Origin of the sequence: Clostridium sp. 1001283B150225_161107_B6 (assembly GCF_015556325.1) — a bacterium.
Classification (GTDB): domain Bacteria; phylum Bacillota; class Clostridia; order Lachnospirales; family Lachnospiraceae; genus Enterocloster.
In genome coordinates this window covers 139,785-155,303 of the sequence record NZ_JADNMD010000007.1, presented here as the reverse complement: position 1 = coordinate 155,303, position 15,519 = coordinate 139,785, and the positions used below count along the sequence as shown (strand labels likewise).

The window sequence follows — 15,519 nt, the reverse complement described above, 5'->3', positions numbered from 1 at the left end:
AATCAAAGTCTCCCCTTAATCTCATTTTCAAAAAATTCCTCTGTATCCTCCGGCTTCAGGGAATACAGCTCACCCTCCACCGTCACGCATACTCCATGGTCACAGTTGCCGGAACAGAACGCACCGTTTAAGTCCACTTTATCAGACAGGCCGTTCTCATCCACCAGCTTCTGGAGCTTACTGATAATCTCTCTGGACCCTTTTAAATGACAGGCACTTCCAATACATATCGTTACTTTCATCCCTTATTCCTCCACTATCTGCGTGTATTATGGGCTCACCCAAACCATGGCTTCATTATCTCACATTGTGATATTTATATCAATAATATTTCTCAAATATTTTATAGAAAAGACAGGCCTGTTGTGCTATAGTTAAGGATATTTACGAGAGGAGTTGAAGTATAATGAAAAAACATATTTCCTTACTTTTAATGGCATTTATGGGCGCCTCCCTGGTACTGGGCGGATGCGGCAAAAAAACTGCCGTCACGCCTTCCCCGGAGACTCAGACTGAGGCTCAGACCGATATGCCGTCTGATGCCCAGACCGCAGCCGGAGCTGAGGACAAAACTGCCCAGAACCAGGCCCCAGACAGCCCTTCCGGTGCAGCCTCATCCGCTGACTCTGAATCCGGTTCCGGCAGTGAACTGAACACCGGCTCTGATGAAACCAAGCTGACCTGCCAGGCAGCCATCCGTGTAGGTTCCTTAAAAGGCCCTACCTCCATGGGACTTGTATCCCTGATGGATAAAGCTGCCAGGGGCGAAACCTCCAATGTCTATGAATTCACCATGGCCGGCAAGGCAGACGAGCTGGTAGGCAAGATTGCAAACGGGGACCTGGATATTGCCCTGCTGCCTGCCAATGTTGCAAGCGTGCTCTATGCCAAGACCCAGGGAAATGTCACGGTCCTGGATATCAACACCCTGGGTGTTCTCTATGTGGTGGCCTCAGACGATTCCATTACCTCCATGGCCGACTTAAAGGGACGCACCATTTACATGACCGGAAAGGGTACCACACCTGAATATGTGATGAATTACCTGTTAAAAGGAAATGGCCTTTCCGCCTCAGATGTGGACCTGCAGTTTAAGTCCGAAGCCACCGAGGTGGCATCTTTGCTGAAACAGGATTCCGGCGCCATCGGCGTCCTCCCCCAGCCCTTTGCCACCGCTGCCTGCATCCAGAACCCTGACTTAAAAACAGTGCTGGATTTGACGGAGCAGTGGAACCTCCTGAACAAAGACACCGGAAGCATGCTGGTGACAGGCGTTACCCTGGTGCGCAGCGATTTCCTCAGAGAAAACCGTTCCCCCATTGAAGACTTCGTAAAAGACCATGAGGCTTCCACCCTTTTCGCTGCGGAACATGAAGAGGATGCCGCCCGGCTGATTGCAGAGCAGGGTATTGTGGAGAAGGCTCCCATTGCCCAGAAAGCCCTTCCCTACTGCAACATCGTATGTCTGACAGGACAGGAGATGAAGGACGCCTTAAGCGGCTATCTGTCCACCTTACATGAGCAGGACCCTAAATCCATCGGCGGCCAGATGCCCGGAGACGATTTTTACTATGTGCCTTAAAATTCGGAGACATACCTCATGAACCAACCCGTGAAACATAATACACGAATAAGAAAATATCTGGTTTGGCTGTTCTGGATTGCAGTATGGCAGGCAGCCAATCTGCTGATACACAACAGCATCATATTCGTAGGCCCTCTGGACATGATAAAGGCCCTGGCAGAGCAGGCGGCGGACCCTTCCTTCTGGACCACCATCCTGAATTCGTTCGGCAGGATTAGCCTTGGCTTCCTGGGGGCCTTTGCCCTGAGCATCCTCCTGGGAAGCCTGGCCTACCTGTTTCCCCTGGTCAAAGAACTGCTGGACCCGGTCATGCTGCTGATTAAGTCAGTCCCTGTTGCCTCGTTTGTCATTCTGGCATTGATTTGGATTGGCTCACGCAACCTGGCAGTGTTTACCGCTTTCCTGGTCGTGGTGCCCATGGTCTATGTAAGCACCTTGTCCGGACTGGAGCACACGGATGAAAAGCTGCTGGAGATGGCCAGGGTCTTTCGCATGCCCATGTGGAAGCGGATTCATTATATCTATGTGCCGGCCCTCCTTCCCTACCTTATAAATGGATGCCGTACCGCCCTGGGAATGAGCTGGAAATCCGGCGTGGCCGCAGAAGTTATCGGCATACCGGAAGGCTCCATCGGAGAACAGCTCTACTACTCCAAGCTGTACCTTGACACGGCCGGACTCTTTGCCTGGACTTTTGTCATCATAGTAATCAGCGCACTGTTTGAGCGTTTCTTTCTTTATCTGTTAAAGAAAATAAAGCATTGAGGAGCGTATGTGGAATGACCCTGGAATTACAGAATATTTCTAAATCCTTTGACGGCTTGCCTGTATTGAAAAACCTGAACCTGGCCTTTCATCAGGGACACTGTTACTGTCTGATGAGTCCTTCCGGCTCAGGCAAAACCACCCTTCTGCGTATTCTGATGGGACTGGAGCAGGCGGACCAGGGCAGAATCCTGGCAGACGGACAGCCCCAGGACATGAGTTCCCTGACTGTTTCCCCTGTCTTTCAGGAGGACAGGCTCTGCGAATCCTTCTCTCCCATTGAAAATGTATCCATGTGTGCCGGCCGGTCAGTCAAACCCTCCCGGATAAAATGGGAACTGTCCCGCCTGCTTCCCGAGGAATGCCTGAACCGTCCTGTATCCACCTTAAGCGGCGGCATGAAACGCCGGGTAGCTGTGGTGCGCGCCCTCCTCACCCCCTCCCATATTCTTCTTATGGACGAGCCCTTTACAGGTATGGATGATGAATTGAAACGCAATGTCATTTCATATATTAAGGAGAAACAGGATGGACGGCTGCTCATCCTGTCAACCCATCAGGAGGAGGATGTGGAACTCATTGGCGGGGAACTGGTGCGGTTGGAACGCTGTATGGGTGACTGACAGCTCCTCTGTACCGGAATCAATGCTGCACGGATGACAACTGCTCTGAACCGGAAGCAAAACGAATGATATGTATTGCCTGCCGGCAACATCACGATAAGGCGCTGCGGCCCATGGTTTTACCAATGGCCCGCAGCGCCTTTCACGCATGATTCGGTGCAGGACAGCCTTATATCTGTTACACCTTATTGCACTTTATTTATCCAGTACTAAGTGCAGCTTACATCTGCCCCATCTGGTCCTGGCAGGAAGGTGCTGGCACGTCAAAGGCTGGATTAAATGCATAGAAGTTCCTGCTGTCCAGTTTCTCCTGGGTAATGCGCAGCAGTTCACCGAATCTCTGGTAATGGACCACTTCTCTTTCCCTCAGAAATTTGATGGGTTCGCATACATCGTAATCCTTAACAACACGCAGAATATTGTCATAGGTGCTTCTGGCTTTCTGCTCAGCAGCCATATCCTCATGAAGGTCTGTAATTACATCTCCCTTTGACTGGAACTCACATGCATTAAAAGGAATTCCTCCTGCCGCCTGAGGCCAGATACCTGTGGTATGGTCGATATAATAAGGTCCGAAGCCCTGCTCTACCAGCTGGTCTGCAGACAGGCCTTTTGTCAGCTGATGAATGATGGCAGCCACAATCTCCAGGTGGGCAAGCTCTTCTGTACCTATATCGGTCAAAGCACCTTTACATTCTTTATATGGCATGGCATAGCGCTGGGAAAGGTAACGCATGGATGCGCCCATTTCGCCATCCGGCCCTCCGTACTGGCTCATTATAAACTGGGCCATCTGGGCATTGGGCTCTTTGATATTAACCGGAAACTCCAATCTCTTCTCATAAATCCACATTAATAGCACCCTCCTTCCCATGGCCACGGGTCGTTAATCCAGGACCAGTATGAAGCATCATTATTGGCGGAAGCAGTCAAAGGTCCGAACTGGGCCTCAAAGGCCGCCGCTGCATTTCTGTATGCGTCTGCCATCTGATTATAATAATCAATGGCAGCTGCATCACACGGATGGGTGTCAAGGTAAAGGTTAGCGTCAACCACTGCGAAGCCGGCCTGGTCTACCTCCCGGAGCATGGCAGCACGGGAAACATTAAAGTCAGGATTCATCATCTGATTCGTCATCTGCCGCACCTCCCGTAATTAAATTGAAGGTCCAGGTCAGGGAAAATAGTCCCCTGGACAAGGCCCCGCTCAGGGGCATAGGTGGTCTGCCACTGCTGCCATGGCACATAAGCCATGGCTACCGGAAACTGCTGTTCCAACACACCGCCCTCAGTTGAGGGACATGACATATTGGCGGTCTGGGCTGCTGGGGCTGCTGGGGTAGGATAAGAAAGCTCAGGATTGCTCCCCCATGAGTCCCATGGAAATGCGTTCATATCCCGATAATCCGGACTTGTATAAGAACCGCATTCATTTCCAAATGATGTGCCGCATGACATACGGCTGCGGCCGCAGCACTGAGTGCTTACATCTGTATAAGAATCCATAGGTTGGATACTCCTTCCATATATCTTTTTCTACTATAGTTTATGAGAATAAAAACAGCAGGTGACAATAAAATACATTGAGACAATCACTCACACTTCATCTGGGCGTCCCATATGATATAGTACAAACCAACAAAAAAGGAGAGTGCAATATATGTGTTGCTTTAGATTTTGTAGATGTGGATGGAATCGTTGTAATTGTGGATGCGGCTGCGGCTGCGGCAGTAACAGCGGTTGCGGTTGTGGATGCGGAAATAACAGCGGTTGCGGCGGAAACAGCGGCAGTGGCTGCGGCTGCGGTTGCGGTTGCAGCTGTGGCTGTGGCTGTGGAAATAACAGCGGCGGCCATGACATCTGTGCAGGCGCCAGGCGTCAGGCATTCAGGGAAGGCTTCCGCAATGGATATTGGGAAGGCTTCAACGATGCCACCTGGGGCAATAATCCGGGATGCGGCGGCCCCACACCGCGTACAGCCGGAGGGCCCGGACCAGCCGTAGCAGAAGACGGCTGTGGCTGCGGCAACTAAAATAAATGGTAATAAGTGAAACCATACGAAACAGGACCTCCCAACGAGGCCCTGTTTTTTCGTATATCCTGTTGTTGCACACTCCCTCTTTTACCTCTCTCCTTCTTTCTCATCACACATAATGCCTTACATAGCCGACAATCATTGACAATCTTCCTTTTTCTGGTATATAGTTGGTTTATATTCATTTTTAACCCATACATTCAACCACAGGAGGTATTCCATATGGATGCACAGAAACTGGAACAAATACAGAAGGTCTTTTCCAATGACCGTTTTGCCACGGAAAACGGTGCTGTTATTGAACAGGTGGATGAGGGATATGCAAAATGTTCGTTGGAAATACAACCGCACCATCTCAATGCAGCGGGCACGGTCATGGGGGGCGCTATTTTTACTCTGGCTGATTTTGCCTTTGCAGTGGCTTCCAATTGGAACAAACCTCTTCACGTCTCAACCACGTCTCAAATCACCTACCTGGGTGTTGCCAGAGGCGCACGGCTCATAGCCGAGGCGCATAAAGTAAAGGAAGGACGCAGCACCTGTTACTATCTGGTAGATGTAAAGGACGACCTGGGCAATGAGGTGGCCCACGTAACATCCAGCGGCTTCTCCAAAGGATAGTCATTGCATCCGGAGGTAAAATATGGTCAAGAAGGACACTTCCAGCTAAGGGCATCCTTTTGGAGCACATAAAAGCAAAAAACAGGGACGCCGTACCATCATCCTCTCAGATGATAGTACGGCGCCTCTATTTTACCTGCCGCACATATTTCTGCCGCATATATTTCTGCCGCATATATTTCTGCCGCACATCTTTTTGCCGCACATCTTTTTGCCGCATATCTTCCTGCCGCACAATCCCTACCCTGCAGAACTGCCGTCACATCCTACCAGCACATCTCCTCATTGCTGTACAGCACCAATCCCCCGTCTGTCACTGCCTTGGCGGCTGTCTCTCCGTCAGATGCCTTCACAATCATGGCCCTGCGGTTTGCAGAAGCCAGGGCATACATATACTCTATGTTCAGCCCCTGGCTGCAGAGAATGTGGGTCATCTTGTGGAGTTCGCCCACCTGGTCCTCCAGTTTTACTGCCAGCACATCGGTCAGCATAGCTGAAAATCCCTTTTCCCTCAGCGCTGCCTTTGCCTTATCCGGGTCAGACACAATCATTCTCAGCATACCGTACTCCGTGGTATCCGCCATGCTGAGGGACAGTATGTTGATTCCCTCCTCCCTCAGTACCTCTGTGACCTGCTCCAGCCTGCCTTCACGGTTTTCTATGAATACAGATAATTGTTTTACAAACATTCTTTCACCCCGCCCTTTCCTAAATCAGATTCCTCTTGTCAATCACATGCTTTGTCTTGCCCATGCTGCGTTCAATGCTCTTTGGCTCCACCAGTTTTACCTTTACCGCCAGACCTATGGCCTGCTGAATCATATAGGCAATCTTCCCGGTCAGATTCTCCAGCTCCCGGATTTCATCTGAGAAGAAGCGCTCCTCCACTTCCACCTGGACCTCCAAGGTGTCCAGATTGTTTACACGGTCCACAATCAGAAGATAATGAGGCGTGGTGCCGCCCATTTCCAGAAGGGCTGACTCTATCTGGGACGGGAATACATTGACGCCGCGGATAATCAGCATGTCATCGGTCCTTCCCGTGAATCTGGCAATCCTGGCCGTGGTCCTTCCGCACTTGCAGACACTGTGGTCAAGACTGGTCAAATCCTTTGTGCGGTAACGGATTAAGGGCAGTCCTTCCTTGGTCAGGGTGGAAATTACCAGCTCTCCGGTCATGCCATCCCGCAGCGGCTTCAATGTATTCTGGTCCACAATCTCCGGAAGGAAATGGTCCTCATGAATGTGAAGCCCCTCATGGAACTGACAGTCCGTGGCAACGCCCGGTCCCATAATTTCGCTGAGGCCGTAGATATCATGGGCATGGATTCCCAGCTGCCGTTCAATCTGGGTCCTCATCTTCTCGGTCCATGGCTCTGCTCCGTTAATGGATGCCTTCAGCTTAATCTTATCCTTTACTCCCATCTCCTCGATGGTTTCTGCAATATGAAGAAGGTAGGACGGCGTACACATGATTCCTGTGACCCCGAAATCCACCATCATGGTCACCAGCTTCTTGGTGTTGCCTGTGGACATGGGGACCACGGTGGCGCCCATCTCCTCAGCTCCGTAGTGGGCACCCAGCCCCCCGGTGAACAGTCCGTATCCGTAAGCCACCTGGATGATATCATTGCTTCCCAGTCCGGCCATGGTGATGCACCTGGCCACGCACTCGCTCCACACATCAATGTCCTTGCGGGTATATCCCACCACCGTGGACTTACCCGTGGTGCCGCTGGATGCGTGGATACGGGTAATCTGGGAATTGGGCACTGCAAACATGCCGAAGGGATATGTGTCCCTCAAATCATCCTTTGTGGTGAACGGAAGCCGTTCCAGGTCTTCGATTCCCCGGATATCTCCGGGCTCCAATCCCACTGCCTGCATTTTCTTGCGGTAATATTCCACACTGTGGTACACCCTGTCAACTAATTTTCTCAGCCTTGCGCTCTGCAGGTTGGTCATCTCATCCCTGCTCATGCACTCCTTCGTCTCATTCCATATCATTTGCCTGTAACCCCTCCAACTTTCACTTGATATAATTTCATATCCCTTTTCCGCTTACAGTCCGTTTCCGGATTTTCTTCCGGCTTCAGCCCATCTATACTGAAAGTGCATAACCGGTCTCAAATGCCTTTTTATTAATCTCCACTGTCTTGGGCGGAACCGTTGTCTCAATCACCTTCAGCCAGTCTTCCTTTTCAAAACCCATATGCTTTGCAGCTGCTCCCAGGACAATGACATTGAATGCCTTGGGCGCGCCCATTTTTTTCGCTTCCTCCGTGGCCTCCACCACAATGGTCCTGCGCGCCTCCTTTAACCGGTCAATGATTCCTTCCGGATATTCAGCCACCCCTGTCACCACCGTGATGGGGTCAATGCGCCAGTCATTGACAATAACCACTCCGTCCTTTTTGAGGAAATGGAGATACCGCAGCGCCTCCAGGCGCTCAAAGGCAATCAGCACATCTGCCTGGCCTTCCTCCACAATGGGTTCCGCCACATCCTCGCCATAGCGCACAAAGGTAACCACGCTGCCGCCGCGCTGGGCCATGCCGTGCACTTCGGACAGCTTCACATCATAACCTGCTCCGATTGCAAGCTTTCCAAGTATGCGGCTGGTAAGAAGGGTTCCCTGGCCGCCTACGCCTACTATCATAATATTCTTTGATGTCATTTTATTCACCCGCCTTTACCAGATTGATTGCGTCAAATTTACACAGCTGTTTGCACAGTCCGCACCCATTGCACATGGTCTCGTCAATGGATATGGTGCCGTCCTCATTCTTTGTAAGGGCAGGACAGCCCGGCCTTAAACATGCTCCGCATTTTTTACATTTATCCGGCAGAGGCCTGCACTTATTGGGGAACTTGATTCCCTTAAGCAGGGCGCAGGGCGCCTTGGTGATGATAACGGATACCGCATCCCTGGCCACCTCTTCTTTGATTACCCGCTCTAATTCCGCCTGGTCAAAAGCGTCTACCTCACATACATGTTCAATTCCCAGCGACCTGCACAGCCCGTAGATATTGATGGCAGGAACCACCTGGCCCTTAAGGGTCTTGCCTGTGGCAGCATGGTCCTGGTGGCCTGTCATTCCTGTGGTGGAATTATCCAGAATAATGACCGTGCCCGTGGCCTGGTTGTAAACCATGTTCATAAGGGAGTTGATACCTGTGTGCATAAAGGTGGAATCACCGATTACAGCCACCCAGTTCTTTATATATTCCTTTCCCTTTGCCTTTTCCATACCGTGAAGGGTGCTGATGCTGGCTCCCATACAGATGGTGGTGTCAATGACGCTTAAAGGCGCCACGGCTCCCAGTGTATAGCATCCGATGTCTCCGGCAGCATGTATCTTCAGCTTGTTAAGCACCGTGTATACGCTTCTGTGGGGACATCCCGGACAGAGTATGGGAGGTCTTGCAGGCACCTGGGCCGCCTTATCCACCTGGGATGCCTGGCCCAGCACACGCTCCCGAATCAGGTTTGCGCTGTATTCACCCTGGACCGTGAATATTTCCTTTCCCACTGCCTTGGTGATGCCCCAGGACTTAACCTGCTCCTCCACAACGGGCTCCAGCTCCTCAAATATGTAAAGCTTATCCACCTTGGCCGCAAATTCCTCAATCAGCTTCCTGGGCAGTGGATTCAGAAGTCCCAGCTTCAGGACAGATGCCTGGGGCATGGCTTCCTTCACATACTGGTATGCAATACCGTCCGTGATGAAACCCACGGACAAATCATTGTATTCCACCCGGTTGATTGGAAGGCTGTCCGCGTCCTCCGCCAGCTGCTTCATGCGGGCTTCCACCACCACATGGCGTTTGATGGCATTTCCAGGCATCATAACATACTTGGCCATATCCCTTTCATAAGGGATGTCAAAGGGCTCCGCCCTTTCCTCCAGCTCCACCAGACCCTGGGAATGGGACAGACGGGTGGTGCTCCGCAGAATGACCGGAGTGTCATATTTCTCACTGAGGTCATATGCGTATTTCATGAATTCCTTGGCCTCGGCGCTGTCCGATGGCTCCACGATGGGGACCATGGCAGCCCTGGCAACCATGCGGCTGTCCTGCTCGTTCTGTGAACTGTACATGCCCGGGTCATCGGCCACCACCAGTACCAGCCCTCCCCTTACACCAGTGTATGCAGCCGTATAGAGGGGGTCCGCAGCCACATTCATTCCCACGTGCTTCATGACACACATGGAACGCACGCCCGCTATGGACGCGCCGATAGCCACCTCTGTGGCCACCTTCTCATTGGGAGCCCACTCTGCATAAATCTCATCGTACTGGACCAGTGACTCGCTGACCTCCGTACTGGGAGTGCCCGGGTAGGCGGCGGATACCTTTACCCCTGCCTCATAGGCACCTCTTGCTATGGCTTCATTGCCAAGTAATATTCTTTTCTCTGACACGTTTCTTCCTTCCTTTCAGTATGTATTAAATGCACCGGACATCTTAAGGACTGTCCTGCTGCCTCATCAGACTTCTTTGCGCAGGTCCGTGACCCTCTTTGCCTTTCCCTCAAACCGCTGGAGCGTGTTGGGGGATACCAGCTGAATCTTGGCATCCAGGCCAAGCATCAGGCGCATCTTATCCTTCAATGTGTCTTCCAGCCGTTCCAGTGCAGCATAGGAGTCCATCATGCTCTCTGCTTCCACCTCAACCTTGATAATCAATATGTCGGAATGGTTCTTCCTGTCCACCACAATTTCGTAGTTAGGTCCGATTCCCTCTGTATTAATCAGCACTTCCTCAATCTGGCTTGGGAATACGTTGACACCGCGAATCTTTAACATATCGTCCGTACGTCCTGACAGATTTTCCATCCTGGCAGTGGTACGGCCGCAGGAACACGGTTCATACATAAGCCTGGTAATATCCCTGGTGCGGTAGCGGATAAGAGGCAGCGCTTCCTTGGATATACAGGTGATAACCAGCTCCCCCTTTTCTCCGGGAGGAAGGACTTCGCCTGTGGCGGAATCGATTACCTCCGCAATAAAATGGTCCTCATTGATATGCATTCCGTTCAGTTCCAGACATTCTCCTGACACGCCGGGACCCATCAGTTCGCTCATGCCGTAATTCTGGGTCAGGTTTACATCCTCTCCCCATACCTTGTAGAGCTCGTTCCTCATGGCCTCTGTCATCAGCTCGCTGCCCAGTACAAGCGTCTTCACCTTCAGGTCTGTTTTTGGATTAATTCCCATCTCCAGAGCCACCTCAGCAATACGCATGGCATAGGACGGGGTGGCCACAAGCAGGGTGGTCTCAAAATCCTTCATGTACATCAGCTGCTTCTGGGTATTGCCGGTGGAGGAAGGAACCACGGCAGCGCCCACCTTTTCCAGGCCATTGTGAAGTCCCAGGGCGCCTGTAAACATGCCGTACCCAAAACAAATCTGGGCAACGTCCTCGTCCGATGCGCCTCCTGCCACTGCCAGACGGGCCACACATTCCTTCCATACCTCCAGGTCATTCTCCGTATATCCCACCACAGTAGGCTTTCCCGTGGTACCGCTGGATGCATGGATTCTCCGCAGTTCCTTCTTCGGAACCGCAAACAGGCCATAGGGATAATTATCCCTCATATCCTGCTTTGTTACAAAAGGAAGCTTCTGCAAATCCTTCAGTGTCTGTATGTGCTCCGGCCTTACACCTGCCTCCTCCATCTTGGCGCGGTATGCCGGTACCCTCTCATAAACCCGGCTCACCGTGTCTTTTAGGCGTCTCAGCTGTATTGCCTCAATCTCCGCCCTGGACATTGTCTCTTCTTTTGCCCAAATCATGTTGCCTGACCTCCCTTTCCCTGCACCCGTGTCTCCTGTCCGGTTTCCTGTACTATCCCGCTTTGACGTGACAACGCATTGGCGCATTATAATGTCTGGCGACATTATACCATCTTTTCCCGGGTTTGTCTGCTGTTTTCGTGCAAATTCCATATGAGTTTTCTGTCCCCGGTTTTAACGCCGGAATCATCTGCACAAAACAAGAGAGCGACCATATATACATATTATCACAGTTTCATGACTTAGGCCATATGGGGAAAGGGACATATTGCCAATGTCCCTTTATGAAAACAGGGAATCATGCCCCGCCCCACGGCGTTCTGCATGATTCCCTGCAATCGCACAGCCTTTACTGTGCCGGACGGCTCTGTCCTGCTACACCAGGACTCCCTCCTGGCTGCGCAGCTTTACCACTGCGGACAGGTCCGTCTTTTTATGTTCCTTTCCGCCCTGTTCCTGACACTTCCTGGAACGTTCCTCAGCGGTCTCGCACTTCTGGTAGAAATACTTAATAATGTCCTTTCTGGTAATGATACCAATGAAACTCTTCTGGTCATCCAGAACCGGCACAAAATTCTGGTTCAGCGCCTTCCCAATCAGGTCCTCCATATCTGCGTCTGCCTTAACCGGACGGTTGTCACACCGGCGGCGTATGGCTGTGACAGGTATCTTCTCAGCCCCTTTCAGGTCCAGATTGAACTGGTTCTTGATTCCCCATAACAGATCACCTTCCGTCAGCGTCCCCACATAGCGCCCTGTCCTGCTGACAATCGGTACCGCGGAATACTTGTGGTGCTCCATTTTCTCCAAAGCCTGCCTTAACGTATCATCCTCACTTATATACGCCACGTCACTTTTAGGAGTCAGGAAAAACAGTATGTTCATTTTTTCACTCCTTCTTCCCGTATTCTCTATATAAGTATAATGCCTGCCTCTGAACCGAATGTGAACAAATTATTATAAAAATCTGAAATTTCTTAAGATGCGGGAAATACAGATACATCTATACATGCATTACAGCTGTTGGAGCTGCCGTACTCTGCCTGACCACTAAGTATGGCTGAAACATAATATTTTTCTTTGTATCCTGCTTCTGTTTCTGGCGGATAATCCGAATCATCTGCTGGACCGCCTCTGTTCCCATTTCCTCCACCGGCTGATGGACTGATGTAAGAGGTACGCTTAATATCTCAGAAAAAAAGATATCATCATATCCAATCAATGATATGTCCTCCGGAACAGAAATTCCCTGCTGTTTTAAATAGTGAAATACGCCGTATGCCGACATATCATTATAAGCGAATATTGCTGTTACATCTTTTTTGAGCAGATACTCTGCCCCCCGCACGCCGCTGTTCAGGTCATAATCCCCATAAAAGATAAGGGAGGGGTTAAATTCCACTCCTTTCTCCATCAGCGCTCTTATATATCCCTGCGTTCTTCGGTTGGAATCAGCCAGGTCCTTCGGTCCGCCCACACAGCCAATTCTGGTGTGCCCCAGCTCCAGCAGATGCCTGGTTGCCAGATATCCGCCCTCGTCATGGTCCACAATCACGGAACAGCCTTTGACTTCAGGATAAAAACGGTCCACAAGTACAAACGGTATGTTGAGGGAATCCATCAGCGCTACCATCTCCTCTACTTTCTCACTGTCATTCTCCCTTGCCATACAAATCAATACTCCGTCCACGCCTTTGTCAGCCAGCATCTGCAGATATTTCATCTCCCGCTCATGAAGGTCGTTGGTATTGCACAGAATAAGATTCCATCCGTTTCTGCGGCATTCATCTTCTATGGATTTAGCCATATTTGCGAAAAAGCTGTTTCGGATGTCAGATAAAATCAGTCCCAGGGTTTTTGTCTGCTTCTTTACCAATCCTACCGCTAATTGATTTGGCCGGTAATTAAGTTCCTTCGCAGCCTGGAGAATTGCCTCCTCTGTAGCCTTTGGGATTTTATGTGCCTTACCATTCAGCACCAAAGATATGGTGGTAATTGAAAATCCTGTGTGTTTCGCTATATCCTTAATTGTAGTTCGCAAATCCTGCCCCCTGTTAAAACTATGCTCAAAGTCTTACATTTCATTATATCATAAGTTTATCATTTAGCAATGTGCCTGCAAAACTTTTCCATGACCTGAATTGCTTCAAAATATTTGGATATCTCAACGTATTCATTAGGTTTATGACACATCTGAGGTTCTCCCGGTCCAAAGAGCAGTACCGGGCAGTCCGGCCAGGCTGTCAGGAAAATGGATGCATCCGTAAAATAATTAATGCCAACCTCCCTGACCTCATCGCCGATGAGGCCTTTCAGCTTGTGAAGCCACTGGTTTTCCGAATCAGTTTCTACCGGCATTCTATAATTTGATATCTCAGGTACAAAAAGCAGTTCCCCCTTATATTCTTCACAACGCTTTTCTATAAGATATTCCAGACGGTTTAGGACCTTTTTTTTATCCAAGGGCGGTACAATCCTGATATCAGCCAGAAACTGCGCCCTGTCCGGAGTCATATTGGGGGCAATTCCTCCCTCTGCCATGGTAATCTGGAGTGTACTGCGTCCCAGCACAGGATGTTCCTCTCCCTGCAGCTCCTCTCTCAAATCACCAAGCAGGCCAAAGCCCTGCTCCAGTGCATTGATTCCCTGCCAAGGCTCTGCTCCATGGCTTGTCTTTCCTGAAACAGTAAGTTTTAACCAGATACACCCCTTCTGGGCGACACCTGCCTGGCATGAAGTAGGCTCTCCAATCATAACCAGTTCCGGAAATAAATCAGGATATTTCTTTATTACTTCCCTTGCCCCCAGGCCTCCCCGCTCTTCATCGCAGGTTCCCACAAAAACAATTGTTTTTTCAGGAACGTATCCGCTCTGCGCAAGCTCTCCCAGAACAAAGGTCATTACAGCCAGCCCACTTTTCATATCGCTGGCTCCTCTTGCATAAAAACGTCCATCCTGTTCCTCGCATACCGCCGGATTGGTATTCCACTCTTGTATATCACCGTACGGAACCGTATCAAGATGACCGTTAAAAAGTATGGTTTCTTCTGTTTTTCCTTTAAGCACACCAATCAGATTGCCGTGATGCTCATCTATCAGCTGTACTGTGGTTTCCATACCCTTTCCTCTTAAATATTCTGCCAGATAATCAGCTACCCTCTGTTCTCTGTCCTTTCCATTAACACTGGGAATATCCAGTATATGTTTTAAAAGCTCCAGAGCCGCTGTCTTTTTCCGTTCCTCTGTTTTCTTCTCTGCTTCCATCTGCAATCCTCCTGTAAAAAAGGGACTGCTGCCCATGGAATCCCTTGATTTCAGGCAGCAGTCCCCATCCTTATTCTTACTTTGTCAGCCAGTCCATGATTCCCTGCCACATCCTGTTATAATACTCCCACTCACAGAATTCCGGCGGAGCCCAGTGAGGAGCACAGTCCGTGGTTACCACAGCGCTCTTTCCTTTCCCATATACTCCAAAGGCAATAAACGGGTCGTCATCCACTACGGCAGCCACAACTGCTTCCGGCTTTGCAATGGTCTTATTGTAACCCAGTACCTGGGGGAACTCCCTTGGAATCCCGTTCAGGGCTTCATGTTCAGCAACCATCACCGGCGCAGTTCCCTCGCAGTGCTCCATACGGTCATCAACCGTAAGCACCTCTACCGGCAGGACTTCCTGCACTGCAGTATCATGCCATTTTCCCTTTGCATCCACACCTGAAAAGGTGAGGTATCCTCCCACCATCATGAGGGCTCCTCCATCCAAAACATAATCGCGAATCAGGTTGCATCTGTTTGGTTTCTTCTCGCTTCTCATAAATGTTGCTGTTGGAAGAAGAAGCGTGTTGGCACCGATATCAGAAAGAATAACCGCATCATATGCCTTTAATTCATCCATCGTAAACGGAAACTCCTCTCCTGCCAGATGGTTCGGCAGAAAAGTAACCTCATATCCGCCTTCTTCCAGCGCTGCCTTCAGCCACTTTTCTCCTGTCTCATATACAGAAGTATAAAAACTGTCAAATCCTTTCACGTGTGTGGTATAGCTCATCCAGGACTCGCCTGCTAACAATACTTTCTTACTCATCTCTAT

18 protein-coding genes are annotated in these 15,519 nt (G+C 50.3%); 5 read left to right on the top strand and 13 right to left on the bottom strand.

The features are described from left to right. Positions 1–2 precede the first annotated feature (2 nt). Positions 3–242, bottom strand: coding sequence for a (2Fe-2S) ferredoxin domain-containing protein (locus I2H39_RS17250; RefSeq protein ID WP_002568891.1), 240 nt, complete (start codon positions 240–242; stop codon positions 3–5). Positions 243–406: 164 nt separating this feature from the next. Between I2H39_RS17250 and I2H39_RS17245 the strand changes: the two genes are divergently transcribed. The 3 genes from I2H39_RS17245 to I2H39_RS17235 are packed head-to-tail and all read left to right on the top strand — an operon-like array spanning position 407 to position 2,973. After that, on the top strand, positions 407–1,582 hold the full coding sequence (locus I2H39_RS17245; protein WP_195627100.1) for a PhnD/SsuA/transferrin family substrate-binding protein: 1,176 nt from the start codon (positions 407–409) through the stop codon (positions 1,580–1,582). An 18-nt stretch (positions 1,583–1,600) separates the two neighbouring features. Then, positions 1,601–2,350, top strand: a complete 750-nt coding sequence (locus tag I2H39_RS17240) for an ABC transporter permease subunit (RefSeq protein ID WP_138311813.1) — start codon at positions 1,601–1,603, stop codon at positions 2,348–2,350. Positions 2,351–2,364: 14 nt separating this feature from the next. After that, positions 2,365–2,973 (top strand): ABC transporter ATP-binding protein, encoded by a 609-nt coding sequence (locus tag I2H39_RS17235; RefSeq protein WP_195627099.1) that lies wholly within the window; start codon positions 2,365–2,367, stop codon positions 2,971–2,973. A 220-nt stretch (positions 2,974–3,193) separates the two neighbouring features. Here the strand turns inward: I2H39_RS17235 and I2H39_RS17230 are convergent, their stop codons facing one another. The 3 genes from I2H39_RS17230 to I2H39_RS17220 are packed head-to-tail and all read right to left on the bottom strand — an operon-like array spanning position 3,194 to position 4,478. Continuing rightward, positions 3,194–3,826, bottom strand: coding sequence for a manganese catalase family protein (locus I2H39_RS17230; protein ID WP_195627098.1), 633 nt, complete (start codon positions 3,824–3,826; stop codon positions 3,194–3,196). Continuing rightward, positions 3,826–4,110 carry a spore coat protein CotJB gene (locus tag I2H39_RS17225; protein ID WP_138308110.1) on the bottom strand — a complete coding sequence of 95 codons (285 nt, stop codon included), beginning with the start codon at positions 4,108–4,110 and terminating at the stop codon, positions 3,826–3,828. The genes I2H39_RS17230 and I2H39_RS17225 overlap by 1 nt, the downstream gene beginning before the upstream one ends. Further along, positions 4,107–4,478 carry a spore coat associated protein CotJA gene (locus I2H39_RS17220; RefSeq protein WP_138308113.1) on the bottom strand — a complete coding sequence of 124 codons (372 nt, stop codon included), beginning with the start codon at positions 4,476–4,478 and terminating at the stop codon, positions 4,107–4,109. Before I2H39_RS17220 ends, I2H39_RS17225 begins: the two co-directional genes overlap by 4 nt. Before the next feature lie 179 nt (positions 4,479–4,657). Here I2H39_RS17220 and I2H39_RS17215 point away from each other — a divergent pair, with 179 nt between their 5' ends. Next, entirely contained in the window at positions 4,658–4,975 is a 318-nt protein-coding gene (locus I2H39_RS17215; RefSeq protein ID WP_207746851.1) for a hypothetical protein, read from the top strand. A gap of 254 nt (positions 4,976–5,229) precedes the next feature. Then, positions 5,230–5,628 carry a PaaI family thioesterase gene (locus tag I2H39_RS17210; RefSeq protein WP_138308115.1) on the top strand — a complete coding sequence of 133 codons (399 nt, stop codon included), beginning with the start codon at positions 5,230–5,232 and terminating at the stop codon, positions 5,626–5,628. Between the two features lie 266 nt (positions 5,629–5,894). Here I2H39_RS17210 and I2H39_RS17205 read toward each other — a convergent pair whose 3' ends face one another. The 9 genes from I2H39_RS17205 to I2H39_RS17165 form a co-directional block, all read right to left on the bottom strand. Continuing rightward, the gene (locus I2H39_RS17205) at positions 5,895–6,317 is read right to left on the bottom strand and encodes an ACT domain-containing protein (RefSeq protein WP_138308117.1); all 423 of its coding nucleotides are present in this window, start codon (positions 6,315–6,317) and stop codon (positions 5,895–5,897) included. A gap of 19 nt (positions 6,318–6,336) precedes the next feature. Then, positions 6,337–7,635, bottom strand: a complete 1,299-nt coding sequence (locus I2H39_RS17200; RefSeq protein ID WP_138308120.1) for a phenylacetate--CoA ligase — start codon at positions 7,633–7,635, stop codon at positions 6,337–6,339. A 94-nt stretch (positions 7,636–7,729) separates the two neighbouring features. After that, the gene (locus I2H39_RS17195) at positions 7,730–8,305 is read right to left on the bottom strand and encodes an indolepyruvate oxidoreductase subunit beta (protein ID WP_138308122.1); all 576 of its coding nucleotides are present in this window, start codon (positions 8,303–8,305) and stop codon (positions 7,730–7,732) included. Between the two features lies 1 nt (position 8,306). Beyond that, entirely contained in the window at positions 8,307–10,055 is a 1,749-nt protein-coding gene (gene iorA, locus I2H39_RS17190; protein WP_138308124.1) for an indolepyruvate ferredoxin oxidoreductase subunit alpha, read from the bottom strand. Positions 10,056–10,121: 66 nt separating this feature from the next. Next, positions 10,122–11,429 (bottom strand): phenylacetate--CoA ligase, encoded by a 1,308-nt coding sequence (locus I2H39_RS17185; RefSeq protein ID WP_195627096.1) that lies wholly within the window; start codon positions 11,427–11,429, stop codon positions 10,122–10,124. Between the two features lie 375 nt (positions 11,430–11,804). Beyond that, the gene (locus I2H39_RS17180; protein WP_138308128.1) at positions 11,805–12,314 is read right to left on the bottom strand and encodes a CBS domain-containing protein; all 510 of its coding nucleotides are present in this window, start codon (positions 12,312–12,314) and stop codon (positions 11,805–11,807) included. A 118-nt stretch (positions 12,315–12,432) separates the two neighbouring features. Then, positions 12,433–13,470: a LacI family DNA-binding transcriptional regulator gene (locus tag I2H39_RS17175; protein WP_138308131.1), complete on the bottom strand. Its 1,038-nt coding sequence runs from the start codon at positions 13,468–13,470 to the stop codon at positions 12,433–12,435. Positions 13,471–13,529: 59 nt separating this feature from the next. Further along, a complete protein-coding gene (locus I2H39_RS17170; protein WP_195627095.1) occupies positions 13,530–14,693 on the bottom strand; it encodes a M20 family metallopeptidase in 1,164 nt (387 codons plus the stop codon). A gap of 76 nt (positions 14,694–14,769) precedes the next feature. After that, positions 14,770–15,513 carry a glutamine amidotransferase gene (locus I2H39_RS17165; protein WP_195627094.1) on the bottom strand — a complete coding sequence of 248 codons (744 nt, stop codon included), beginning with the start codon at positions 15,511–15,513 and terminating at the stop codon, positions 14,770–14,772. Between the last annotated feature and the right edge of the window lie 6 nt (positions 15,514–15,519).

Excerpts from the sequence above, each read along its gene's own strand:
- I2H39_RS17225 (WP_138308110.1), bottom strand. The coding sequence starts at position 4,110 with ATGACGAATCAGATGATGAATCCTGACTTTAATGTTTCCCGTGCTGCC.
- I2H39_RS17195 (WP_138308122.1), bottom strand. The coding sequence starts at position 8,305 with ATGACATCAAAGAATATTATGATAGTAGGCGTAGGCGGCCAGGGAACC.
- I2H39_RS17250 (WP_002568891.1), bottom strand. The coding sequence starts at position 242 with ATGAAAGTAACGATATGTATTGGAAGTGCCTGTCATTTAAAAGGGTCC.
- I2H39_RS17235 (WP_195627099.1), top strand. The coding sequence starts at position 2,365 with ATGACCCTGGAATTACAGAATATTTCTAAATCCTTTGACGGCTTGCCT.
- I2H39_RS17170 (WP_195627095.1), bottom strand. The coding sequence starts at position 14,693 with ATGGAAGCAGAGAAGAAAACAGAGGAACGGAAAAAGACAGCGGCTCTG.
- I2H39_RS17210 (WP_138308115.1), top strand. The coding sequence starts at position 5,230 with ATGGATGCACAGAAACTGGAACAAATACAGAAGGTCTTTTCCAATGAC.
- I2H39_RS17240 (WP_138311813.1), top strand. The coding sequence starts at position 1,601 with ATGAACCAACCCGTGAAACATAATACACGAATAAGAAAATATCTGGTT.
- I2H39_RS17205 (WP_138308117.1), bottom strand. The coding sequence starts at position 6,317 with ATGTTTGTAAAACAATTATCTGTATTCATAGAAAACCGTGAAGGCAGG.
- I2H39_RS17185 (WP_195627096.1), bottom strand. The coding sequence starts at position 11,429 with ATGATTTGGGCAAAAGAAGAGACAATGTCCAGGGCGGAGATTGAGGCA.
- I2H39_RS17200 (WP_138308120.1), bottom strand. The coding sequence starts at position 7,635 with ATGATATGGAATGAGACGAAGGAGTGCATGAGCAGGGATGAGATGACC.
- I2H39_RS17220 (WP_138308113.1), bottom strand. The coding sequence starts at position 4,478 with ATGGATTCTTATACAGATGTAAGCACTCAGTGCTGCGGCCGCAGCCGT.
- I2H39_RS17180 (WP_138308128.1), bottom strand. The coding sequence starts at position 12,314 with ATGAACATACTGTTTTTCCTGACTCCTAAAAGTGACGTGGCGTATATA.
- I2H39_RS17165 (WP_195627094.1), bottom strand. The coding sequence starts at position 15,513 with ATGAGTAAGAAAGTATTGTTAGCAGGCGAGTCCTGGATGAGCTATACC.
- I2H39_RS17245 (WP_195627100.1), top strand. The coding sequence starts at position 407 with ATGAAAAAACATATTTCCTTACTTTTAATGGCATTTATGGGCGCCTCC.
- I2H39_RS17230 (WP_195627098.1), bottom strand. The coding sequence starts at position 3,826 with ATGTGGATTTATGAGAAGAGATTGGAGTTTCCGGTTAATATCAAAGAG.